General features: G+C 63.4%; 18 protein-coding genes and 2 pseudogenes. 8 read left to right on the top strand and 12 right to left on the bottom strand.

Annotated features, from left to right (window positions below; genetic code table 11):
• Positions 1-17 precede the first annotated feature (17 nt).
• The 3 genes from QM693_RS01455 to QM693_RS01445 all read right to left on the bottom strand — a co-directional run bounded on the left by QM693_RS01455 (position 18) and on the right by QM693_RS01445 (position 2,882).
• A complete protein-coding gene (locus tag QM693_RS01455) occupies positions 18-917 on the bottom strand; it encodes a crotonase/enoyl-CoA hydratase family protein (RefSeq protein ID WP_283351123.1) in 900 nt (299 codons plus the stop codon).
• Positions 914-1,900, bottom strand: a complete 987-nt coding sequence (locus QM693_RS01450) for an NAD(P)H-dependent flavin oxidoreductase (protein ID WP_283351122.1) — start codon at positions 1,898-1,900, stop codon at positions 914-916. The genes QM693_RS01455 and QM693_RS01450 overlap by 4 nt, the downstream gene beginning before the upstream one ends.
• 82 nt (positions 1,901-1,982) lie before the next feature.
• Complete coding sequence (locus tag QM693_RS01445) at positions 1,983-2,882, bottom strand: SMP-30/gluconolactonase/LRE family protein (RefSeq protein WP_283333067.1); 900 nt, start codon at positions 2,880-2,882, stop codon at positions 1,983-1,985.
• Between the two features lie 260 nt (positions 2,883-3,142).
• On the opposite strand from QM693_RS01445, the gene QM693_RS01440 reads away from it, so the two are divergent.
• Both QM693_RS01440 and QM693_RS01435 read left to right on the top strand, forming a co-directional pair.
• Positions 3,143-4,789, top strand: a complete 1,647-nt coding sequence (locus QM693_RS01440; protein ID WP_283351121.1) for a long-chain fatty acid--CoA ligase — start codon at positions 3,143-3,145, stop codon at positions 4,787-4,789.
• A 90-nt stretch (positions 4,790-4,879) separates the two neighbouring features.
• Positions 4,880-6,706: a sigma-54-dependent Fis family transcriptional regulator gene (locus QM693_RS01435; protein WP_489686841.1), complete on the top strand. Its 1,827-nt coding sequence runs from the start codon at positions 4,880-4,882 to the stop codon at positions 6,704-6,706.
• A 40-nt stretch (positions 6,707-6,746) separates the two neighbouring features.
• On the opposite strand, the gene nudC is transcribed toward QM693_RS01435, so the two are convergent.
• The 3 genes from nudC to QM693_RS01420 form a co-directional block, all read right to left on the bottom strand.
• Positions 6,747-7,673 carry an NAD(+) diphosphatase gene (nudC, locus tag QM693_RS01430; RefSeq protein ID WP_283351119.1) on the bottom strand — a complete coding sequence of 309 codons (927 nt, stop codon included), beginning with the start codon at positions 7,671-7,673 and terminating at the stop codon, positions 6,747-6,749.
• Positions 7,674-7,746: 73 nt separating this feature from the next.
• Complete coding sequence (locus QM693_RS01425) at positions 7,747-8,049, bottom strand: Dabb family protein (protein ID WP_005568216.1); 303 nt, start codon at positions 8,047-8,049, stop codon at positions 7,747-7,749.
• A gap of 71 nt (positions 8,050-8,120) precedes the next feature.
• The gene (locus QM693_RS01420; RefSeq protein ID WP_280779573.1) at positions 8,121-8,864 is read right to left on the bottom strand and encodes an alpha/beta fold hydrolase; all 744 of its coding nucleotides are present in this window, start codon (positions 8,862-8,864) and stop codon (positions 8,121-8,123) included.
• A 226-nt stretch (positions 8,865-9,090) separates the two neighbouring features.
• Here QM693_RS01420 and lipP1 point away from each other — a divergent pair, with 226 nt between their 5' ends.
• Positions 9,091-10,023, top strand: a complete 933-nt coding sequence (gene lipP1, locus QM693_RS01415) for a LipP1 family hormone-sensitive lipase (protein ID WP_280779572.1) — start codon at positions 9,091-9,093, stop codon at positions 10,021-10,023.
• Between the two features lie 24 nt (positions 10,024-10,047).
• On the opposite strand, the gene QM693_RS01410 is transcribed toward lipP1, so the two are convergent.
• A complete protein-coding gene (locus QM693_RS01410; RefSeq protein WP_283351465.1) occupies positions 10,048-10,803 on the bottom strand; it encodes an IclR family transcriptional regulator in 756 nt (251 codons plus the stop codon).
• A gap of 211 nt (positions 10,804-11,014) precedes the next feature.
• Here QM693_RS01410 and QM693_RS37735 point away from each other — a divergent pair.
• The 3 genes and pseudogenes from QM693_RS37735 to QM693_RS01395 all read left to right on the top strand — a co-directional run bounded on the left by QM693_RS37735 (position 11,015) and on the right by QM693_RS01395 (position 13,744).
• A pseudogene (locus tag QM693_RS37735) lies at positions 11,015-11,556 on the top strand (CoA transferase).
• 14 nt (positions 11,557-11,570) lie between these two features.
• Entirely contained in the window at positions 11,571-12,716 is a 1,146-nt protein-coding gene (locus QM693_RS01400; protein ID WP_283351118.1) for an acyl-CoA dehydrogenase family protein, read from the top strand.
• A complete protein-coding gene (locus QM693_RS01395; RefSeq protein WP_283351117.1) occupies positions 12,716-13,744 on the top strand; it encodes an acyl-CoA dehydrogenase family protein in 1,029 nt (342 codons plus the stop codon). The genes QM693_RS01400 and QM693_RS01395 overlap by 1 nt, the downstream gene beginning before the upstream one ends.
• A 111-nt stretch (positions 13,745-13,855) precedes the next feature.
• Here QM693_RS01395 and QM693_RS01390 read toward each other — a convergent pair whose 3' ends face one another.
• From QM693_RS01390 to QM693_RS01370, 5 genes are all read right to left on the bottom strand, one after another.
• Positions 13,856-14,656, bottom strand: a complete 801-nt coding sequence (locus QM693_RS01390) for a crotonase/enoyl-CoA hydratase family protein (protein WP_283333076.1) — start codon at positions 14,654-14,656, stop codon at positions 13,856-13,858.
• Between the two features lie 166 nt (positions 14,657-14,822).
• The gene (locus QM693_RS01385; RefSeq protein WP_283351116.1) at positions 14,823-15,728 is read right to left on the bottom strand and encodes an alpha/beta hydrolase; all 906 of its coding nucleotides are present in this window, start codon (positions 15,726-15,728) and stop codon (positions 14,823-14,825) included.
• Positions 15,729-15,773: 45 nt separating this feature from the next.
• Positions 15,774-17,390, bottom strand: a complete 1,617-nt coding sequence (locus QM693_RS01380; protein ID WP_283351115.1) for a flavin-containing monooxygenase — start codon at positions 17,388-17,390, stop codon at positions 15,774-15,776.
• A gap of 104 nt (positions 17,391-17,494) precedes the next feature.
• Positions 17,495-18,967, bottom strand: a complete 1,473-nt coding sequence (locus tag QM693_RS01375; protein ID WP_349307480.1) for an aldehyde dehydrogenase family protein — start codon at positions 18,965-18,967, stop codon at positions 17,495-17,497.
• 1,001 nt (positions 18,968-19,968) lie between these two features.
• Positions 19,969-20,253, bottom strand: a complete 285-nt coding sequence (locus QM693_RS01370) for a YciI family protein (protein ID WP_283351113.1) — start codon at positions 20,251-20,253, stop codon at positions 19,969-19,971.
• Positions 20,254-20,960: 707 nt separating this feature from the next.
• Here QM693_RS01370 and QM693_RS01365 point away from each other — a divergent pair.
• A pseudogene (locus QM693_RS01365) lies at positions 20,961-21,074 on the top strand (thiamine pyrophosphate-binding protein); the annotation flags it as partial.
• A 234-nt stretch (positions 21,075-21,308) separates the two neighbouring features.
• The gene (locus tag QM693_RS01360; RefSeq protein ID WP_283351112.1) at positions 21,309-23,618 is read left to right on the top strand and encodes a serine/threonine-protein kinase; all 2,310 of its coding nucleotides are present in this window, start codon (positions 21,309-21,311) and stop codon (positions 23,616-23,618) included.
• Positions 23,619-23,701 lie beyond the last annotated feature (83 nt).

The raw sequence follows: 23,701 nt of genomic DNA, 5'->3' as shown, positions 1-23,701 counted from the left end.
CCTATGTCTCAGCGGCGCTACCGCTCTATCCAGTCGGTGTAGAAGTCAGGAAGGTCGGTGGATACGCGTCCCTTGAACTGGGGCTTCCTCTTCTCTCGGAATGCTTGGACACCTTCTTTTCCATCTCCGATACTGGTGTAGAACATCGCGAGTGAATCGATGCGGTGAGCTTCGGCGGGGTGATCGAGAAGCGCGTTGCGGTACGTCATCTGCCGGGCCAGGGCGGTCGCGACACGCGACCGATCGCGAGTGAAGCGATGTGCCAGTGCAACCGCCGCATCGACAAGTTCGTCCGGCGGGTGGACCGAGCGAACCAGGCCGATCTCGGCCGCGTCGGCCGCGTCGAGGATGTCGGCGGAGTACACGAGGTCGAGCGCGGTATCGAGTCCGACGATCCTCGTCAGGAACCAGGTCGAGGCTGCTTCGGGTGTGATCCCGAGGCGTCCGAAGACAAATCCGAGTCGTGCTGCTGTGGAAGCGAGTCGGGCATCCATGGACAAGGTCAGGGTGGCTCCGATGCCCACAGCGGGGCCGTTGACGGCGGCGATCACGGGTTTGAGGCAGTCGAACACCGCAAGTGTGACCCGACCACCGGTGTCGCGGACGCCGCGGGCAATGACCGGGTCCTGCAAGTCACCCATATCGTGGAGGGTCGGCTCCAACGTCTCGTCGAGGCCGAACACGTTGCCGTCGGTCGTGAGATCCATACCGGCGCAAAACGCGCGGCCCGAGCCGGTCACCACCACGGCGTTGACCTCGTCGTCGTCATTGACGGCCCGGAAGAGGTGCTCGAGCTCATCAGCCATGGTGATGGTGAAGGCGTTGAGCGACTCCGGTCGATTCAGCGTCACGATCAGCACGCCGTCGCGCAGCTCGAGGGCGATCGTCTCGTACTCGGCATCCACGGTGCGGATCATCGGATGGCACCCGTAAGTTGGGGAAGTCTGTTCACGATCAGATCATGGGCTTGGTTGACCGTGCTGGTCACGATCTCCTCGCAGGTGAGGATCTCGTCGATCAGTCCCTGTGATTGCCCGGCCCACCACAAGCCGGCATCCACCTCACCGCCGGCCAGCACCTTCTGGCGACCGCGCACCCCGGAGGCCAGATCGGCGACGTCGTCGAATGTTGCGTTCGGAAGCGCGGAGATCTCGGAAATTCTCTCCGAGATGGAGTTGCGGGCGACGCGGGCGGTGTTGTTGAACTCTCGGAACACCAGTTGCGTGGATCGTTCGTCGTTGACGGTGATCTGGCGTTTGACGTTCTCGTGGACCGTCGCCTCTGTGCTGGCGACGAATCTGGTTCCCATGTTGATTGCGCTGGCCCCCAATGCCAGAGCCGCCGCCAGGCCGGCACCGTCGGCGAATCCGCCGCTGGCGATGACGGGAATCGACAATTTGCGGGTGGCGGCAGGGATCAGGACGAGACCGGGGACGTCGTCGTTTCCGGGATGGCCGGCACATTCGAACCCGTCGATGCTGACCGCGTCGACTCCAAGCTGCTCCGCCTTCAGCGCGTGGCGAACGGAGACGGCCTTGTGGATTACCTTGATGCCGGCGGCGGCGAAGGCGTGCAGATGGGGAGCGGGGTTGCTACCCGCCGTTTCGACGACGCCCACGCCGGAGTCGATGATGACAGCGCGGTAGTCCTCGTAGGGAACTGGTTTGAGGGTTGGCAGGATCGTCAGATTGACACCGAAGGGTCGGTCGGTCATGGACCGACATCTTGCGATCTCCTCGGCCAAGGCTTCGGGTGTCGGCTGGGAGAGAGCGGAGAGGAATCCGAGAGCACCCGCGTTTGCGACGGCGGCGATGAGGTCGGCAGTGCCGACCGCAGTCATGCCGCCACAGACGACGGGATGCTCCACGTCGAAGATCCGTGTGAAGGAGGTAGTGAACACCCCGGGGCTCCTTGGTCAGTTGAGATGTGAGATCAACGCCGAACCCGCTGCGGGAGACGGTTCCGCCGCGGGATCCGGAGGATCAGGGGCGTCCGGCGTGTGGTACGTCCACTTCGGTGGCGAGCATGCGCCCCAGCCGGGTTGCGGTGCGTTCGTTCTCGTCGAAATTCGGTGCGACGCACAAGAACAGGGTGCGCCCGTCGTCGCCGCCGAGCGCGACCGCGAACACCCCGTCGGGTGCGGTGCTGACCTCGTCGAGGATTTCGCCGCCCTTGGCGATCCGCACCGCTCGGTTGTTCCCGGCATCGGCAATCCACACGGCGCCTTCGGCGTCCAGGGTCAGACCGTCGGGCACGATCGTGGCGGCCTCGAGTCGTGCGCCGACGTCGGGCTCGGCACCGAGATCTCCGTAGCCGGCCCATTCGATTCGCTCGCCGAGCGTACCGTCCGGGTGGATGTCGAATGCCGAGATCCGATTGCCGAACAATTCGTTGACCAGCAGGGTTGAGCCATCGGGAGTGATGACCATGCCGTTGGGGAATGACAGTCCGTCGGCGACGATCGAGGCGCTTCCGTCGGTGTCGACGAGGACGACAGTGGTGTGCTCGTGTGGCGCCCCACCCATGAGGTCGAATCCGAAGTTGCCCACGTAGGCCCTTCCCTGGGCGTCCACGACCATGTCGTTGGCATGGCCACCGCATAGGTCGCGGATGTCGGCATGCTCGACGAGTGTGCCGTCCGACTCTTGACGCAGCACCTTGCGGTCCTTCATCGACACGATCAGCAGCCGCCCGTCCGGCAGCCAACCGAGCCCAGAGGGTTGGTGCGGGACCGTCGCGACAAGTTCGATGCTGCCGTCGGCGTTCACGGCATTCACGGTGTGGGTGTAGAAGTCCGCAAACCAGAGACGTCCGTCATGCCAGCGGGGGCCCTCGAGGTACGAGTAGCCATCGACAATGGTTCGCAGCGTGTATTCGGTCATGGTTGTGCCCCTTTAGATTTGGAGTCGTTTCGGGCTCGGCATTTCAAACCCGCGGTTTCCACCACTGTTGTCGGCTGAGTGATCAAACGAATGTCCGAAAATGCAACACCACGTTGGGGCAAGGGATGACTCGTTATAGGACACCGTGTGCCTGACGGGGGGTACAGGATCGGCCTATTACGTGGTCGCAGAGTTGGCATCCATCGAGGACCCGACTTGGAGCGATCTGATGAAAGGCGGTGGGACCGGTGGATGGGCTCATGATGAGTAGTCAATTGTCGGTGGCGAGGCTGCTGTGGCGCGCCGAGAACGTGAATGGCGCTCGGATCAACACGGCCTGGACTTCGGACGGGGTTCGCAGTTTCACGTACCGGGACCTGGTCTCCGACGTGAGGGATCTGGCCGGTGCGCTCGCATCGATCGGCGTGAAACGCGGGTCCCGAATCGCAACCATGGCGTGGAATACCCGTCAGCACCTGGCGGCCTACTTCGCGGTCCCAGCGCTCGGGGCCGTCCTGCACACGGTAAATCACCGCATGCCGGTCGAACACATGGCCTATACGATCAACCATGTTTCAGATGAGGTTCTGATCGTCGACGAGGATCTCCTCCCGTCGGTGGAGGCGATGCGTGGTCGGATTCCCACGGTTCGTCACCTCGTCGTGGTGGGCGAACCCGGTGCGATCGATGGCTTCGACCAGGTCATTCCCTATGATCAGTTCGTTTCACGTGCATCCACCCACGGGTCCTTCCAGGAGATCGACGAAAACACTGCGGCGTCGATCTGCTTCACCTCGGGCACGACCGGGTTGCCCAAGGGCGTCGTCTACAGCCACCGGAGCATCGTGCTCCACGCCATGGCGATCAGCACCAAGGGCGGAGTCGAGATCGACGCGGAGCGGGCCTACCTGCTCGCCACCCAGATGTCGCACGTCAACGGCTGGGGTGTCCCCTACGCGGCGGCGCTCCAGGGCGCACGTCTGGTGCTGCCCGGACCGCACCCCACACCCGAGCGGTTCCTGGACTTGATCCATGGCGAACGGCCCGACACCTTCGTCGGCTCGCCGACGGTCGCCGCCCTCATGCGCGACGAGCACCTACGCCGTAACTGTGGCTACGACCTCTCGGAGCTGAAGACGATGTGGCTCGGCGGGCAGGTGCCGCCGGTCGCGCTGGCGCGGTGGTGGGCTGAGCAAGGCGCCCGCGTCGTAAATGGATGGGGAATGACCGAGACATCTCCGATGGGCACGTTCTCCCCCGGCGGCTCGATGCAGGGCAGGCCACTGCCGTTGTTCGAGCTCCGCGTCGTAGACGAATCCGGGTCACCACACGACTGGGATGGTCAGACCGTCGGCGAACTGGAAGTACGTTCGCCGTGGGTCGCCCGGGAATACCTGGACGATCCCCGAACGCCGGACAGCTTTCGAGACGGCTGGCTGCGCACCGGCGATGTGGCGACCGTTCACCCAGACGCCGGCCTGCAGATCAAAGACCGTGAAAAGGACCTCGTCAAGAGCGGCGGGGAATGGATTTCCTCGGTGGACCTCGAGAATGCGCTCATGCTTCATCCTGCTGTCTCGGAGGCCGCCGTCATCGCCGTGCCGGACGACACATGGCAGGAACGCCCCCTCGCGTGGCTCCGGCTGGACGCCGACGTGACCGACGAGGAGCTCCGGACGTTCCTGGCGACAACCCTCCCCCGGTTCTGGCTGCCCGATCGTTTCGTGAGAGTCGATGAGATCCCCAAGACTGCAATGGGCAAGATCGACAAAGCCGACATCAGACGACAGCATCGGGAAACCACAGGTCAGCCCACATCGACGGACCAGGCGAGCACCATCTCCGATGGTGGCGATCACAGCGTTGCAGTCATCCCCACCAGGTCCGGGACAGCGAGCGGGCTGTAGCAAAACGGGACACACCCAAAGATGTGAGCCAGGTTACATTGAAAGGAGGGTCAGCTCGGAAAATCCCCTGACCAGTGATGTAAGGTGGTTATGAGTATCAACAAGGCGGGCCGCGAGCCATTGAACGAACGTGAACGATTCTGGACATCAGCGCCATCACGAGAGAGCCAGGAGTTGAGCACCCTCCGACCCGAGATCGAGGCGTCATGGCGGCGGTGTGAAGTTATCGGCGTCTCGTCCGGCGATGGCGACCTTCCCTACACGCCGGACGTGGATCGTGACAGCCGGTTGAGGAGAGCCGCCGATCCCGTGATCGACAACCTCGTCCTACACCTGCAGGACGCGCCCGCGACCATCCTGCTGGCCGATTCCGCCGCTCAGATCGTCGACCGCAGGGCGGGCGACGCAGGGTTGCGAGCGCGTTTGGACCGCGCCTACGTGGCACCCGGTTTCCGCTATGCCGAGGAGGACACCGGCACCAACGGGATCGGCACCGCGTTGGAGGAGCGACGACCGTTCCAAGTCAGCGGTGGTGAGCACTTCCGTGAGGCGCTGCAGAGCCTGGCGTGCGTCGGTGTTCCTATCATCCATCCGATCACCCGCACCGTGGAGGGGATCCTCGACATCACCTCCAACCTGTCGGACTCCAACGCGCTGATGGGTGCCCTGGCGCAATCAGCCGTGCGCGAAATTCAGTCGCGCCTCTACGCCGAGTCCTCCGATCGCGAGCAACTGCTTCTCCAGTCCTTCCTGCAGGCCTCTCGACGTGGCTCCTCTGCAGTGGTGTCCTTGAATCAAGATGTCATCATGACCACTCCGATGGCCGCGCGGATCGTCGACACGTCCGACCAGGCGCTCTTGTGGGATTGGGCATGCCGAATGCTGGCCGGCCGCGACGAGTTCATCGGGGACGTCAGACTCGCCGACAACGTCACGGTTTCCGCAACTGCACGTAGAGTCGGAGACTCCCGAACGCCGGCGGGCATCGTCATCGAGATGCGGCCACATCCCCGCGATACGAAGAAGTCGCCCGCCCGTCAATTGGCGTCGGCCTCCTCCGTCGAAAGGCGCACGGAGACTGTCAAGATTCCCGGCCGCAGTTTGGCGACGAAGCGACTGCAGACCGAACTCGAGCGACTCGCCGCGATCGACGCACCTGTGCTCGTCACCGGAGAACCCGGCGCCGGCAAGTTCTTTGCCGCGAGCGCCCTCCACCGGATGCAGGATGCCGACGGCCATTTCACCGTGTTCGACGCTGGTACCGCCTCCGTCGACCCCGACGCGTGGATTGCCGGACTGGTCAATTGGAACAAGGTCGACGGAGCCCTCATCATCCGGCATCTCGATCTCCTGCCGGAACAACTGGTCTCCAACGTCTGCGCGATCCTCAGCGAGGCCGTCGACAATCGCGCTCACATCATTGCCACCGCCGGCGAAGGGATCCGTCAAGGCCCCGCCGGGCGACTGTGCGATCACTTCATGCGCCGCATAGAGATCGATCCACTGCGACATCGGTCCGAAGATATCGCCGACATCAGTGTCGCCCTACTACGTAAGCACTCCCCGGACCGCAACGGCCTGCGACTGCAACCCACTGCTCTGCAACTGCTGGTCGCGCGGGACTGGCCGGGAAACGTCAGAGAGCTCGAATCGGTTCTGGCGTCCTCGCTCCTGCGGTCGATGGGCTCCGACATCGGAGTGCAGCATCTGCCCGACGGATACCGCGACGGTGATCTACGCCGCCGAAATGCCTCGACCTCACTCGAATTGGCGGAGCGTGACGCGTTGCTCAGGGCACTCGTCGAGACCGACGGCAACAAACTACTGGCTGCGCAACGCCTGGGGGTAGCTCGCTCCACCCTCTACCGCAAAATGCGCGCCCTGGGAATCGACGGAAGCCGGTTCCTTCCGCAGTAGTGCCAGTCGATGACGGAACCGTGCCGATCGAGACAGAGCGTCAATCACCGGCTCGCGCCCAGGCCTCGAGCATGCGCCTCGCAATCGAGACTGCGCCGGGCAACAACACGTGCGCATCCGCCGAGCTCGTCCAATCCCCTACAGCCAGAGCCTCCCGTACCTCCGCGCGGGTGCACCAGAGAGCTTCGCCGATCTCGCCATCCATGAAGACGAGCTCTTCTCGGGGATCGGCCGTGGCATGGAATCCGAGCATGAGGGAGCGCGGGAAGGGCCAGGGCTGACTTCCGACGTAGACCACGTCGGAGACGACGAGACCAACCTCCTCCGCAACTTCCCGTGCCACACAGCTTTCCAGAGACTCACCCGCCTCGACGAAGCCCGCCAGCGTCGAGAAGTTCCGTGCCGGCCAGTTCGCCTGACGTGCCAGCAGTACTCGGTCCGCCCCGTCGTGCACCAGACAAATGATCGCGGGATCGGTACGCGGATATTCCTCCCGGCCGCACGCCGTGCACACGCGCATCCAACCACCCGAGGTGATCGTTGTCGACGCCCCATCCCGCGCGCAGAAATGGGCGTCGTCCTGCCACGTCAGCAATGCCAACGCTGTGACATACCGGTCGGCGTCAGCAGCATCGAGGAGTGCTCCGTGTGAGCGCAGGTCACCGAGCTCGACCTCGGTTCCCGCAGAGGAATTGTCAGCGAGGAACTCGTCCCGCACCCCCCACTCGTGAACCGTGCCACAGACGCCGAGCAGCACGGCGCGCGCGGGAGGCTCGGAGTAGAGGTCGGCGGCCGGTTCCAGCATCAGTTGTCTGTCGACAAGCCGGACCTGACCGCGACCGTTCACGCGAAGTATTCGGGCATCCGGCCACGCCTCTACCCACGCAGCCGCATCGTCACGGACCGAGACGGGACGGCTCAGGGCACCACGTGACGGGGCCTGCCCGGTGTGTTCGACACTCACCACTGGATCACAACTTTCGGAAACGAGCGACACTGTCGACCGGACCGCCGTTCGACGAACGACGGTCCGGTCGCGCCTATCGCGAGGCGAATTCGATCTGAACGGACGAATACGATTCGGCCATCACCGAGATGAATTCCTGGACGAGGCGCACATGATCGGGATGTGCCAGGTATGTGCGAAAGTCGGGAACGTCTTCGAAGGTCGCGGAGATTGCGTAGTCGCCGCTGCCGGGCTTGAGGGCCAGATCCCTTCCGTAACGGTATTCCACGACCTCCGGAATCTTCTCCGAGACTGCGCTCAGAGCTTCGTGAAAGGACTCAATGTGCTCGTCACTGATGTCCTGCTTCCATTTGAATGTCACAACGTGATTCAACATGGTGAGAATCCTCCCTGGATTCGTGATTCGAACGTGGCATGGTCGGAACCCGGATTGCGTTCCCGGTCAGATCAGTACAGAGATTGCTCCGACAACGCCACCGTCTCCGGAGCGTTCTCCACCATGGGGTAGTGCCCGGCTTTGCCGTGAACGGTCTTCAGGTTCCCGTTCTTCAAGGCCGCCAACGTGTCCCCGAGGTACTCGGCGGTGACGAACGGGTCGCTCTCACCCACGATCAGGGTGGTAGGCCCTTCGTAGGTGCCCATCCGGTCGAGGAAGTCGGGACTGGTCCAGTTCTTCAGGTAGGACTCCCAGGTTGCCTGGTCCATCGTCGAGCGGTTGCGGTCGACGAGATTCTTCAGATCTGTCTCGTCGATGTGCGGTGCCAGTGCGCCACGGATGGCTGCACCCGGGTCTGCCCAGGCCCCGGCGAAGGAACCGTAGGTCGCTTCGTCGAGAGGGGTACCTGCCGGGGAGACGGGCGTCAGGGCGACGACCGAGGTCACGCGTTCAGGTGCGAGGGTCGCCACCCGAAGCGCTGTGGTGCCCCCCATCGAATGTCCGAGAACGGAAAAGGTCGACCATCCGAGCTGATCGGCGGCGTCGAGGGCGACCGCGGCCATCCCGTCGATTCCGTCGGCCGGTGCTTCGGGCCGGTTGACCCCGTATCCCGGAAAGTCGAGGTACGCGTAGGTGAAGCGGGACTGATCCGTCCGGGCTCGGGCGGTAAGCCATACGCTGCTGTCCAGCGCCCAGCCGTGCAACACCAGGATCCGATGGTCACCGCTTCCTTCGATCGCTGCAATCGCGTTCACTGCCGTTCCTCTCTGTCGGCGACGCTGAAATTCCAGCCGTCTGTTGATCACTCCGAATCAAACTAGAACCGCAGGGCGTCGGTGTGTCCGATTGTGAAACACACGCCTGTGACACCGGGGCGCGGGTGCGTGTGTGATTTTCGGACACTCCCCGCGCCGAACGCACCCATAGTGTGGCTCCACCTGTCGGCTGAACAGACTTGCTCATGACATGAAGGAGAACACCATGGCACTCGATCCTGCGGTCAAGAATTTGATAGACACTTTGAACGAGCAGGGACTGAAGTCGTTCGAGCAGATGAGCATTGCTGAAGTCCGTGGGGTCGTCGAGTCCTTCAGCGACCTCCAGGCACCGAACGCGGACGTCGCTCGTGTCGTCGACACGGTCTACCCCGGCCCCGGTGGCGACCAGGCAGTGCGTCTCTACATCCCGGAGTCCGAAACACCTCTGCCGATCGTGGTGTACATCCACGGCGGTGGCTGGGTCGCCGGCAGCCTCGACGTCACCGAGCAGCCATGTCGCGCGCTCGCCGCCGATGCGAAAGTCATCGTGGCTGCACTGAGTTACCGGCTGGCTCCCGAGCACAAGTTTCCTGCCGCACCCGAAGATGCGTTCGCCGCACTGAACTGGGTCGTCGAGCACGCAGCCGACTTCGGTGGCGACGGCACGCGCGTAGCCGTCATGGGTGACAGCGCCGGAGGCAACCTGGCCGCGGTCACAGCCCTCCGGGCACGCGACACCGGCGCCCCGGCACTGCGCGCTCAGGTATTGATCTATCCGGTCATCGACGGCACGGCACGATTCCCGTCGCGCGAGGAGAACGCCGAGGGGTACTTGGTCACCACGGCAGCCATCGACTGGTTCTGGGAGCAGTACCTGGCCACCCCGGAAGACGCCGAGAATCCGTACGCCTCCCCGGCCAAGGCCGCGGATCTGTCGGGGCTTCCCTCCACCCTGTTGTTGCTCAACGAATACGAGGTCACTCGGGACGAGGGCGTGGACTACGGCCGGAGGTTGGCCGACCAGGGCGTCCCCGTGCAGGTCGAATTGTATGAAGGCCTTGTCCACGCCGTGTACTGGATGACCGGTGCCATTCCGCGCAGCGCTGAACTGCACGGCGCCGTCGTCGAATTCCTCGGCAAGCAGTTCGCCGGCTGACCACGGTGCCCCGGGTCGGCTGCATTACGGTCGTATGCTGCGATCGGACCAACTCCGGGCACCTTGCTCCAAGAGTGCGACCAGCCTGTCGCGCTCCTTCGTGATCACGGTGTGTGGTGCGATGACACCGACGGCGGCGACGGTCTTGCCGTTCTCACGAACCGCGACCGAGACACCGTCGCCGTCGGTCGACTCGTTGGGGGAGGCGCAGATTCCGGTCTGTTCGATCTCCGGTAGGGCAGCGAAGAACCGCTCGACAGTGTCGCGATCCTCGTCGGGCAGAGTCTGGATGTACGCCCAGAGGTCACGCTTCTCCATCCCGGCAAGCAGTATCCAGCCGCCGGAGGTACGGATGAGCGATCGCCTCACGTAGTTCTCGGCGAGGTACGCGAACCGTGGGTCGGAAGAGCAGTAGTCGACGTAGAAGATGTTCGGACCGACGGCGATCGACAGCACGGTCGTCAAGCCGGAACTCGCGTGGACGTCTTCGAGGTCGGCGTGCGTGACCGTCGAGACGGGCTGCCGCCCAGCGAGGCGGTTGAGTAGATACGGGGCACTGCCGAGCGAGTACCGTCGCTCGTGCTCCTCGAGATAACCCGTCGCAACGAGGCCGTTGACGAGACCTTGCGTCGAACTGATCGGCGCGTCAAGCTCTTTGGCCATCCCACTCAAGGTGAGTCCGGTGTGGGATCGGGCTACGAGCTCGAGAATCGCAGCAATGCGGTCCACGGTTCGATGGCGACTGCGGCCTCGAACATTGGGGGCGTCATCTGGTTGCATCACGGCACATTCTCCCTACGGGCACTGCTCCATCCGAGCGGTCACCACCACTCTATCTTACTTATATATGTAATTCACACCCTTATTGCGGAAATCTGTTGAGACTGACATAGTCCATGAAGTGCTTCCTGTCGCAGCGAAAGAGGTTTCAGTGAAACTCACACCCGGCGCTCTTCACGGTCTGCGCGTCATCGATTTGACGACCGTGATCATGGGCCCCTTCGCCACCGCAACCCTCGCCGACATGGGCGCAGACGTCATCAAGGTCGAGAGTCTCGACGGTGACATGAGCCGAGATGTAGGTGCCCGCCGCCATGACGGTATGAGCGCTCTGACACTCAACCTTCAGCGCAACAGCGCAGCATCGCGATCGACCTCGCCTCCGCGGAGGGCCGCGAGATCCTCGACGATCTGGTGCGCAACGCGGATGTGTTGGTGACGAATCTATGGCCGCGCTCCCGGCAGAAATTGGGCATCACCTACGAGCGACTCTCGGAGGTCAATCCGGGACTGATCCTCTGCACCGCACAGGCGTACGGCTCCGAGACCGCCTTCCGGGACTACCCCGCCTATGACGACATCGTGCAAGCCGCGTCCGGCGCCGCGAAACTCGCGGAACTCATCGACGGAGAACCTCGTTATGCCCCATACGTCATCGCCGACAAGGTCGTCGGACTCTCCGCCGACCGCGTCCATGCGCTGGCCGATGCATCCGTCGTGACGGCGACGTCGCCTCAGGCCACCTCCTCCTGAATGGAAGAACCATCATGACCAACCTCAGATTGGTGCCCCCGGTCTCCAGTGACCCACACGCCATGGACGACTTGCGGACCGAAGTCCGTGAGTTTCTTGCCGAGCAACTCAGTGAAGGCAAGATCGGCCGACAGGTCGACTCCTGGTTGACTGGCTGGGACGAAGACTTCACACGTGCATTGGCCGCCCGCGGATGGCTCGGCATGACCGTGCCGGCCGAGTACGGCGGCCATGGTCGCCGCCACCTCGAACGGTTCGTCGTCACCGAAGAGTTGCTCGCCGCCGGCGCCCCCGTCGCCGCCCACTGGATCGCCGACCGGCAGATCGTCCCGTCGCTGCTGAAGTACGGCACCGAGGTCCAGAAGCACAAGTTCTTGCCGGCGATCACGCGCGGAGAATGCTATTTCGGTATCGGTATGAGCGAGCCGGATTCCGGGTCCGACTTGGCCAGTGTGCGCACAAAGGCCACCCGAGTGGACGGAGGGTGGTCCATTACCGGAGTCAAGGTCTGGACCTCCGGTGCTCATCGCGCTGACGCATTCATCTGCCTTGCCCGCACCGCCCAACTCGATCCGGCACATCGACACGATGGCCTCAGCCAGTTCATCGTCGATCTGCACGCCCCCGGAGTCGACATCCGGCCGATCGTGTCGATGAACGGGCAGCACCACTTCAACGAGGTCCTCCTCGACCAGGTCCTTGTCGAGGACGAGATGGTCTTCGGCACCATCGACAACGGGTGGCAGCAGGTCACCTCGGAGCTCAGCTTCGAACGCAGCGGCCCGGAGCGATTCCTGTCGACGTTCGTCCTGCTCGCGAAGACCGCCGAACAGATGAAGCAGGGAACCTTGCCGCGGCATTCGAATCTGGGCCGGTATTTCGGACGGATCGCCGGTCTGCACCAGATGTCGACCGCAGTGGCGGGCGCACTCGAGCGCCACGAGCCCGCCGACACCGCCGCAGCCGTGGTGAAGGTCCTCGGGACGTCCACCGAAGGCGACATAGCCGACTTTGCCGACCTCCTCACCGATGAATCTTCGACTACTGGTTACGCCTCGATGCTCGAGGACGCCATCGTCCAACGCCCAGGATTTACTCTGCGGGGCGGCACCAACGAAGTTCTGCGCGGCGTGATCGCGCGGGGATTGGGGATGCGCTGATGCACGCACCAACCACGGTCGACGCGGACCTCACCGACATGATGTCCGCGGTCTTTTCCGCCCACCGGGAACGGAACGGGCCCGAGAACGGTATGGCCACGTGCGATCCCTCCCTGTGGGCACAACTCGACGAACTGGGTCTTGTCCGGCTGACCGGCCGCGAAGAGACCGGCGGCAGCGGCGCAGGCTGGTACGAGGCCGCGGAACTCGTGCGCGCCGCGGCATCGCACGGGGTCCGGGTTCCTCTCGCCGAACACGACCTGCTCGCCGGTTGGCTTCTCGAAGAGGCCGGCCTACCGATGGACGATGCGCGCCTCACCGCATGCGTACTCGACGAGAAAGGCGTCGCCCGCGGCGTGCCGTGGGCGACCCAGGCAGACAAGATCGTCACGGTCTGGCGGAAGAACGACACGTACGTCGTCGCCGACCTCGAGTCAACCTTCTTCGACATCACCTCCGGGTCCAACCTCGCCGACGAACCCCGCGACGTCGTTTCCGCTGACACGATCGCATTGTCGGGCACCGCAGTGTCGGACTCGGTGATCCGACAACTCTTTCTGCGGGGCGCCCTCATCCGAGCGCTGCAGGTGTGTGCCGCCCTCGACCGCATCCTCGATCTCTCCGTCGCCCACACCACCGAACGAGTGCAATTCGGACGCCCACTGGCCAGGTTCCAATCCGTGCAGAACCTGGTGGCTGACATGGCAGCAGAAGCTTCCCTCGCCCGAACAGCGACCGAAGCAGCACTGACGGAAGCGGTCCGCACACAGTGGTCGAGTGAGAACCTCGAACTCCTCATTGCCGTCGCCCGGTCGTGTGCTGGACACGCGGCATCGGTCGTCGTCCGTAACGCACACCAGGTACACGGTGCGATCGGCACCACCCGCGAGCACAGGCTGCACGAATTCACCCAACCCGCCCTGGCGTGGCGCTCGGAATTCGGATCCGTCCACTACTGGGACGACACCTTGACTACCGCCGCTCTCGAAGCAGGTTGCGAGAATATCTGGGGCCTCATCACCCGCTGAAGTGCCCAGGCGTCACCAGAAGGGGCACCAGTTTCGCGAGCAGACCTGAAAGAAGAACTCCGTGGAAGCATCCAATTCGCATCCACGGAGTTCTTCGGTTTCTCGGGAACGTCACTCGCCGGTGAAGGCGGCAGTTCTCTTCTCCATGAAGGCGTTGACTGCCTCCGTGTGATCGGTCGTCTGCTGAACCAGCGCCTGCATGGCAGCGGACAATTCGAGGAGACTGTCGAGGCTTTGGTGCTGTCCCTCGCGGAGGAGCCTCTTGGCCATCCGTACCGAATGTGGCGGATTGGCGGCCACCCGGCCGGCGAGCGCGCGAGCTTCGTCGAGCAGCTTCTCCGGCGCAACGACACTGGAGACCAATCCCCACTCGAGTGCCTTGATCGCGTCGACACGGTCGCCCGTCAAGATCATCTCTGCTGCCCGCGCCATCCCGACGGCCTTGGGCAGCAGCCACGCGCCACCGTCACCCGGGATGATTCCGAGCTTGACGAAGCTCTCCGCAAAGAATGCCTTTTCACTGGCAATGCGGAGGTCGCACATGAGGGCGAAGTCGCATCCGGCACCGATGGCAGGGCCGTTCACTGCTGCGATGAGAGGCACGTCGCAGTTGTACATGATCCGCGGAATCCGTTGTATCCCAGCTCTGTAGCCATCCCGTTGTTCGTGAGGCTTCCCCCCGAACAATCCGCGACGATTCGCCATGTCCTTGACGTTGCCGCCGGCGGAAAACGTCGATCCGGCACCGGTGACGATGACAGCTCGCACACCGTAGTCGGCGTTGACGGCCTCGACGCAGGCGACCAATGCGTCGACCACCTCCATCCCGGAAATAGGATTGCTCTGCGCGGGTAAATTAATCGTCCATGTCTCGATGAACCCGTCGCGTTGGACGAGGACTGGACTATCCATGGGTGTATCTCCCTTATCTTCACTGCGGATCGATCGTTCAACTGATACCCGACCGGCACGCGAACGAACTCGTCGGCGGCGGTCCAGACAGACCGCCGTCGACGAGCACGTTCACCTCTTGCCGCCGAGAGCCTTCGCGTTCATACGCACGCGGCGCGGGCGCAGTTCAGGCGAGGCCCAACTTGGGTCGCAGCCACTGGGCAATCCGGCTCAACGCTTGATCCGCCTCGGGTGCCCGTCCCGCGTTGAAGTGAAATACATGCTGTTGCTCATCGACCACGTCGAGCACGACCTCGCCGCTCACCTTCTCGATCAAGTCGGCCAACCGACGTGAGTCGTCCAGCAGCGTCTCGAAGCCTCCGACCGATACGTACACCGGAGGGAAGTCGGTGTAGTCGTTGAGCAGTGGGTTCGCGCGCGGGTCCGTTGCATTTGCGGGTTCGGAGAGGAACATCTCCCGCATCATTTCCAGAACCGCCCTCTTGGCCAATACGTCGACCGCGTCGTTCGATTCGACCGTCAACCCCTTGATCTCCATGTCGAGCCAAGGCGAAAGCGTGACGACGGCAGCAGGAGTGGGTAGTTCCACGCTCGCGAGTTCGAATGCTGTCGAGATCGCGAGATTCGCACCCGCCGAGTCGCCGACAGTCGCCGTGTTCTCCGCCTTGTAACCTTGCGTGCGAAGCCACTTGTGGACGGCCATGCAGTCTTCGAGTTGGGCCGGGTGCTTGTGCTCCGGTGCGAGCCGGTAGTCCACGATCAGGGCGTGAACACCCGCCAGTTTGGCGAGGTGTGCTGCGAGCTTGCGGTGTGAGAACCGTGAACCTGTCACGAACCCACCACCGTGGGTGAAGACAATCACGCGGTCCTCGGCGGCCCCCAAAGGCTTGGCCCATGTTGCCGGCACACCGTTGGCTGTCACTTCCTCATAGGTGACGCCGATGGGTTCGATGGTCGGAAGATGCCACTCTTCGAACATATCTCGCTGACTGGCGAGGTCCATTCCTTCGGACCGGGTAAGCCACGAAGCGTACAGCTCGTTGAGGAACAGGGATTCTTTGCTCACGGACATGTTTTGCTCACTTTCATCACTACTCGAGGGAGGCAAATTGACTGCTCAGGAAAGCGTGAAGCCCTTGTATCCCGCACACACGGTCTCGTCCCACTTGGCCAGGTAAAGGGGAAGACCACCGGGGTAGTTCAGCAACTGCCGCGGCTTACCCGGGACGTTGGCACCCATGTACCAGGAGTCGGATTTGTCATAGAGCGCCTCGGCCGTCAGCTCGGCGACGTGATCGGACCAGGCAGCATCCGCGTCCGCCTCGGACTCGATGCGGTTCAATCCGTTGTCCCGCATGTAGTCGATGGTGTCCACGATGAGGTCACCTTGGATCTCGGCGCAGCTTGGCCCGTTGCAGAAGCCCGACGGACTCAGCGGTCCGTAGAGGAACAGCAGGTTGGGGAATCCTGCCGTTGCGACCCCGAGGTTTGCCCGCACACCGTTCGACCACTTGTCCCGGAGCAACGTACCGTCGGTGCCGCGAATGTCGATGGCGGTCAGTCCACCGGTGACGGCGTCGAAGCCCGTTGCATAGACGATGATGTCGAACTCGTGCTCTTCCGATGTGGTCTTCAGCCCGGTGGGCGTGATCGTCTCGATCGGGTCCTCGTGCAGATCGACGAGGCGCACGTTGTCCTGGTTGAAGATGTCGTAGTACGTCTGCTCCAGCGACGGACGCTTCACGCCGAAGGGGTACGCCTTCTTCATCGGCGCCAGCTTCTCGGCGATGACCGGGTCCTTGATCCGGGCACGCGTCCGGTCACGCCAGAACTCGTAGGCCGTGTCGTTTGCCTCATCGTCGACGAAGACGTCTTGGTACGTTCCGAGCCAGAACTCGAAACCGTACTCCCACAATCGCTCATAAGTGGTGGTTCGCTCCTCGTCGCTCACCTGGAGGGCTGACTTGGGAATGAAATCGAAGTCGAAGCCGGAGAATGACGCCGAACGACGACTGAATCTGTCCGCCAGATCGGACTTGATCTTCGCGTTGTCCTCGTCGGTGAGCTGGCGCTGTCGCATCGGGAGCGCCTGAACGGGGGTGCGCTGGAAGACGGTCAGCTGTGCGGCTTCCTTCGACGCCTCCTGAGCGACCTGCACGCCGCTGGCGCCGGTACCGATGATGGCGATTCGCTTTCCTGCGAAATCGATTCCGCCTTCAGGCCACAGACCGGTGTGGTGGCTGATCCCTGCGAAGCTGTCCATTCCCGGGAGCTTCGGAAAGATCGGCTTTGCCGCGAATCCGGTGCACAGAACGAAGTACTTGCAGACGAAAGCGCTTCCGTTCTCCGCGGTCACGGTCCAGGTGTTCGCCGTCTCGTCGAACTCGGCGGAAGCGACTCGGGTGTTGTAGTAGATGTCCTTGCTCAGATCGAGCTTCGCGTCGACGTACTTGAAGTAGCGGCGCAGTTCGTCACCTCCGGGGTAGAGCTCGGAGAATGCGAATTCATCCCAAAGGTCGGGGCGCGTGAACTGGTAGATCGGACCTTCGCTGTCCACTCGGGCACCCGGGTAGCGGTTCCAGTGCCAGATTCCGCCCAGACCCTCACCCGCCTCGACTACTTTCACCGAATAGCCTCGACTCCGCAGATTTTCGAGCTGGTACAGCCCGGCGAATCCGGCTCCTACAACGAGAACGTCGAGTACTTCGGTCACGGCTGGTGCGGCATTGCTCATGTTGGCCTCCTCTTGATGTCAAGGGCTACTTGGGGTTTGTCGATTCCGCTCTGTGTCGCAGAAAGTGACGAACTGATTGCGGGAAAGCTCGTCCGGTGCAGCTTCTAGGTCCAGCGGACATACGCAGTCTTGGTGGTTGTGAAGAAAGTACGTGCGGCCTTGCCCTGTTCTCTACTCATGCTGCTCGAGCCTTTGAGGCCACCGAACGGCACATGTGGCTCGACACTGCTCGTCTCGCGATTGACATGCACCAACCCCGATTGTGTGCGCCGGATGAAGGTCATCGCCGTCGCGATGTCTCTGGTGAACACTCCAGAGGACAGGCCGTAGTCCGTGTCGTTCGCGGCCTTCAGCGCACCGTCGAATCCATCGACCTCCTGCACGGTCACGACTGGCCCGAAGATCTCGTCCCTGACGAGCCTGCTCTCCTCCGATACTCCGGCCAGGACTGTTGGTGCGATATAGCAAGTGTCGGAATCGAACTCCCTTCCCGTAAGGAACTCGGCGTTCTCGTCGCGGGCGAGTCGCAGGTATCCGACCACCGTGTCACGTTGCTCCACCGAGGCAAGGGGCCCGATGTCGGTGGCTTCGTCGTACGGATCACCGACGACGAGCGCGTCAGCGTGCTTCACCAGCAGTTCTCGTAGTCTGGGAGCGACGGCGCGGTCCACGTAGACCCGGCTCGTCGCTGTGCAGCGTTGTCCCGTGTGGAGCATCGCGCTCTTCACGATCTGTTGCGCTGCATCCTCGACATCGGCGTCGGCGAGAACAATGGACGGGTTCTTGCCACCCAGCTCGAGCTGGACCTTCACGTTGCGATCGGCGACGGCCTGACGCAGTCGCGACCCGACTGCACCCGAACCGGTGAACGTCAAGGCTGCGAGTCGCGCGTTCCCGGTGAGTGCCCCCGAAAGCTTTCTACCGCTGCCCGTCACCAGATTGAGGACCCCCGCGGGCAACCCGGCTTCTGCGAGGATCCGCGTCAGAAACACTGCGGATCCGCAGGCCGGTTCTGCAGGCTTCCACACAACTGTGTTCCCGAAACCTATTGCCGCCGCGATTTTCCATGCCGGAAGCGCGAAGGGGAAGTTCCACGGTGTGATTGCACAAACGACGCCGAGCGGCTCCTCCACCGTCATCAGCATCGTGTGTGAATCAGCACTGGGGTATGTCTCTCCACTGGGCTGCAGGATCTCACCGGCGTAGTAGCGGAGAATGGCGACACTTCGCAGGACCTCGGCGCGTGCGTCGCGGATCGCCTTCCCCATGTCCGCGGTGATCGTCAGGGCAGCGTCGTGAACGCGGATTTCCAAAAGGTCAGCGGCAGAACGAAGAAAGTCCGACCGCTGAATCGCTGTTGTCTCGGACCACGCTGGTTGAGCACTGCCGGCGGCCGCATAGGCAGCCTCGACATTGCGGGGAGTCGCCGAAGCGTAGATTCCCGTCACGCGGCGGAGATCGGAGGGATCTACCCGCTCGTAAGTGTCGGTGGCAGCGCTCCATCGGCCTGCGATATACAGCGTTCTCCCGTCAGCGATCGATGACGGCAATGCTGGGTGGTCCACGTTTACGGACATCTTTGTTCCCCGATCTATATAGGCGCAGAATTGGTTTGGAAGTTCACCATCCGGCGCGGAGTTGAATCGCCTGATCAGCCGTCCGTGCTGCGCGGCAGGCGTGCCAGTACGAAACCATTCTCGGCAGTTCTGCAGTCGAAAGGAATTGGAAATTCGCTTCCTTGTCCTCAAATGTCCTGCACTCAGCGCGTTTTGAAGACTCACAGGCATCAGACTCGCTGCTGCCTGACGCTTCGGCCGGCTCGTGCCGAGCGGGAAGATGCACGACAAACGTAGCGGGATCGAAGTGGTGGGCGGCATAGATGGTCGATCCTGGCGGCATACCCGCGCCCCCTTACAACCTTGCGCAACATATTCTTGGGGACGCACGCGCGCCAATCTGTCTTGACCGCAGAGACTTCGAAACTGGACTTCACAAGCAGGCATGCCCGTCACCGCAGTTCCGACGTCGTTGTCAAGCGAGAAGGGTGCGGGTTGGCAGCGGTCACCTTCGCTGGAGCTACAGCACAAGTCGGGAGCGTAGGTTGAGCCACAGAGAGATCAACCGTCATAGACGGAGAGGTGACTTTACTGCCGCGGCTTGAAACTCACTGTTCGCAGTTGAACGCAATCGTGCTTGTGTGGACCAAACATCGCAGATTCAGGCCTTGGACCGGACCACGCCGACCCAGTCGATGCGGATCGGCTCGGGAGGGAAGCACACTCACGACTACGCCCGACACCGCACCTTCACCCTGTTCTCCGCCACGGACATCGCCACTCGGCATCATGGATGAAGCTTGTGGAGGTGTTGGTTCGGAATGAGAACGGCAGGCCGTCCACCGCGGACCTTCGGCTCCGTGAAGGAGCTGACCACCAAGATCCGCGCCTTCATCAACGGATGTAACACCCGCTGCGCGCCGTTCGTCTGGACCAACACCGCCGACCAGGTACCTACCGAAGGAAAACCGTGAAGATACCTCGACACCGAGCCACCAGGGTATGAGCGTGCCCCACTGTCACTAGATGCCGACGAGAGGGCCTATGACTGGATTCCATTGGTAAATGCGCTGCTCTACGACGACACCCTGCTTGACGTAAGGATCCTCCGCAAGCAAGGAACGCAAAGCGTCTTCGCTGGCCGCCTGGAATACCAGTAGGGCTCCGGCGCCGTCGGCCCAGGCGCCGGCCTCCTGCAGCATGCCTCGGGCAGCGGCATCCTTGACGAAAATCAGGTGTTCGGCATGCGCAGCCTCTTTGACAGAGGCATCGGTGGTATACGACCAGATCACAGCAAACAAGGCCATGGTCACTCCTCGAGTGGGGGAAAGAAACGGTTCCGAACATGCACACGGATTGCGCACCTGAGAAGGTTAGAAGTACGGATGAGGTGACTCGTGTCCTACTTCGCAACACTGGCTGCCCATTGAAGATGATGATTCATGAAACGGAATCGGATCTGACCGGCGTGTCGCAAACCCGCGAAGGCGGCCATCGCATGACTCTTCGAGAGACCTACCGACTCACTCCAGGAAGGACAACGCGATGGTGCTCGTAGGCGTTGACGGCGGCTTCTGCCTTTGCGCCATTCGTAGCCGTCGCGACAGTAGGCGACCCAGCCCACGGAGATAGCGGTCCGGGACGCCGTAAGACCAGTCCCCATTCTCCTCGCCCAGCGGCGGCCGTACTCGACCGGCTCCGCCACGGCGACCTCATCAACACCGTCCAGCCAGACACCGCGGTGACTGTCACCGCACACGTCCAGCCATAGACGGTGTGGTGTCCGTCGGCGGCGCACCTGGTGTTCGGTCCCAGGAGTGGTTGGAAATTGCTTCCCAACCATTCACCTGGGCCGTTCGTCGCCATCGCCTGGTGCGCCGCGGTACGACTTCTTCACCGACACCCATACCTATGCGCCTCGAGCGCGACACCGCCTCGGCCAATGCCGCAGCGGACCGTATCCAGTCGTCCCTTGCCCGTGCCGTCAAGTCGGGACGACTCGACGGCAATGCCGCCGGAGGACGACACCGCCATCGCGCTGTCCGAGGACACCGCCGCCCGCTACGAGGCGTACGGCTGGCACGTGCAGATCGTCGAGGGCGGCGAGGTCCCGGCCGTGAAGAAGGCCGCGACCTTCCCGCCGGCTGGGCCGACGTCGTGATTACCTGCCCGTTCAGTTCGTGGAGGTACCAAGGACCACATCATTGCCCGCCATAGGTGAACACCCCTCGCACTGGTTCCGGCCCCGCCGGGAGCGCGTGACGGCCTGCTGTTCCGTACCCTTCGCGCACCGTCAGGAATACCCTGGCAAGTACGCCCCCATGCACCTCCCGGAATCTGCAACGCCCGGAATCGGACCGCCATGAACGATCGCCCGCCGAGTGATTCGACGGTCGCGTCTGGGCCGCCCACCGAACTGGGTCAGGACACCCAGCTGCCGCCGTCGACAACGTCGGGCGCCGAATCGGTGTTCGTCGTGGAAAGCGGCGTCGAACGCCTGGTCGCGGATTGGGAGTCGTCCGGTTCACCGGCCGAGCTCACCGAGTATCTCCCCGACACGGCCGCGATCAGGCGGGCCGCGCTGATCGAGCTGATCAAGGTGGACCTCGAGTACCGGTGGCTGCGGTCGGGCCACCCGAAGCGTATCGCCGACTATTGCCTCGAGTTCCCGGAACTGCTCGCCGAACCTCTGCCACCGGAACTCGTCTACCTGGAGTACCGGGTCCGCCGTCAAAGTGGCGCCGACGTGGATTCCGCCGAGTACGTCACCGAATACCCGCAGCAGGCGGCCCGGTTCGAGACCCTCCTCGAACACGACCGCCGCATGGACCGGCGGACCATCACTGCGGAACTCGGCCCGGGCGACGACCTCGACGTCGGTGAACGCCTCGACGATTTCGACCTGATGATGGAACTGGGTCACGGCGCGTTCGCGCGGGTGTTCCTCGCCCGGCAGCGTTCGATGCAGCGTTGGGTGGCGCTGAAGATTTCCCGCAACATCGGCAACGAGCCGCAGACACTCGCGCAGCTCGACCACCCGTACATCGTCCGCGTCTACGACCAGCGGGTGCTGGAGGACCGCCGGCTGCGGGTGCTGTTCATGGAATACGTGCCCGGCGGCACGCTCCTCGACGTGGTGCGGCTGGTCCGCAAGACCCCGCCGGAGCAGCGATCCGGACAGCTGCTGCTCGATTCGGTCGACCGGATCCTCGCGGAGAGAGGCGAGATCAAGCCGGAGTATTCGAGTGTGCGGGACGAGATCGCGGCACTGTCGTGGCCGGAGACGGTCGCGTGGATCGGGTTGCGATTGGCCGACGCGCTCGACTACGCCGAGGAGCACGGCGTCCTGCACCGAGACATCAAACCGGCGAACGTGCTGCTGGGGCTCGAAGGCATCCCCAAGCTGGCCGACTTCAACGTCAGTTCGAGCGACAGCGTCGAGAATCGCGGCGCCGGCGGATTCATCGGCGGCTCCGTCGCCTACATGTCGCCCGAACAGCTCGAGGTGATCGACCCGTCCATCCACCGGACCGCGTCCGACCTCGACACCCGCAGCGACATCTTCGCGTTGGGCGTGATGCTGTGGGAACTGCTGACCGGGGCACGGCCGTTCCCGGACGACGACGGAACCACGTCACCGCCGTCGCCTCGGGTCCTTCTCGAGTCCCGACGCCGGGGAGTGGACCCGGAACGATCCGCGCTTCCCGAGGACTGTCCCGCCGCGCTGCGGCGCATCCTGGTGAAGTCGCTCGCACCCGACCGGGACGATCGGTGGTCGAGTGGCCGGAAGCTGACACGGCAGTTCGCGCTGTGCCTCGACCCGCACGCCCGCGATCTCGTCGACCCCGCGCCGGGAAGCGTGCGGTCCACGATGTGGCGGTGGGCGCTTCCCATCGTGATCGCCGCCGTCGGCATCCCGAACCTGCTGGCAGCCGGATACAACTACTACTACAACAAGGTGCTGATCATCGCGACGCTGCCAATCGAGGCGCAGGAGGATCTCGAATTCGTGCACCTGGTGATCGGCGGGATCGCGTTCCCGCTGGGCGCAGTGCTCATCGTCTACTGGTGTCGACTCGCGCTCACGGTGCCGCGCGGTCTCCGCAACGGCAGAACCTACAGTTCCGAGGTGCTGGAGAAGGCGCGCGCCACGACGCTCGGGCTCGGCCACCGCGCGGTCGTGGTCAGCTTCGGGCTGTGGGTCGTCGCCGGTGTCGCCTACCCGGTCGCCCTGGAGATCACCGCCGGCGGGATTCCGTTGCGCGCATACACGCAACTCCTCGCGTCCCTCGCCGTGTGCGGGGCTGTCGCGCTCGCCTACCCGTTCTTCATCCTCACGTTCTACGCGGTGCGATGCCTCTGCCCGATCCTGCTGTCGCACGGCGAGTTGCGCGGAAACGACGGACGCAACATCCGGGCCCTCGGCCGGAGCATGCCGCGGTACCTCGCCGTCGCCGCGGCCGTCCCGTTGATCGGGGTCGCCGGGCTCAGCTTCGTCGGCGGAAGCACCGGCGACGCCGTGAACGCGACGGTGCGCGCGCTGTGTCTGGGCGGCATCTTCGCCTTCATCGCCGTGTATCAATTGTTCCGGCGGATCGAAAGCGATCTGCGTGCGCTCGAGAGGGTCGTGTGGCTGGAGGTGCCGGGGTCGCCGACCAGGCGGCGGCGGTAGGAGCGGCCGTCGCAAAAAAGAAGGCCCCTGGCGCTGCCGGGTCGGGGTCCGACAGCGCCATGGGCTCACTGTGTATTTCTCTC

Origin of the sequence: Rhodococcus sp. IEGM 1305, from assembly GCF_030058635.1 — a bacterium.
GTDB classification, from domain to species: Bacteria; Actinomycetota; Actinomycetes; order Mycobacteriales; family Mycobacteriaceae; genus Rhodococcus_F; species Rhodococcus_F opacus_D.
The sequence above is the reverse complement of the archived record's forward strand: the minus strand, read 5'-3'. Positions and strand labels throughout refer to the sequence as shown.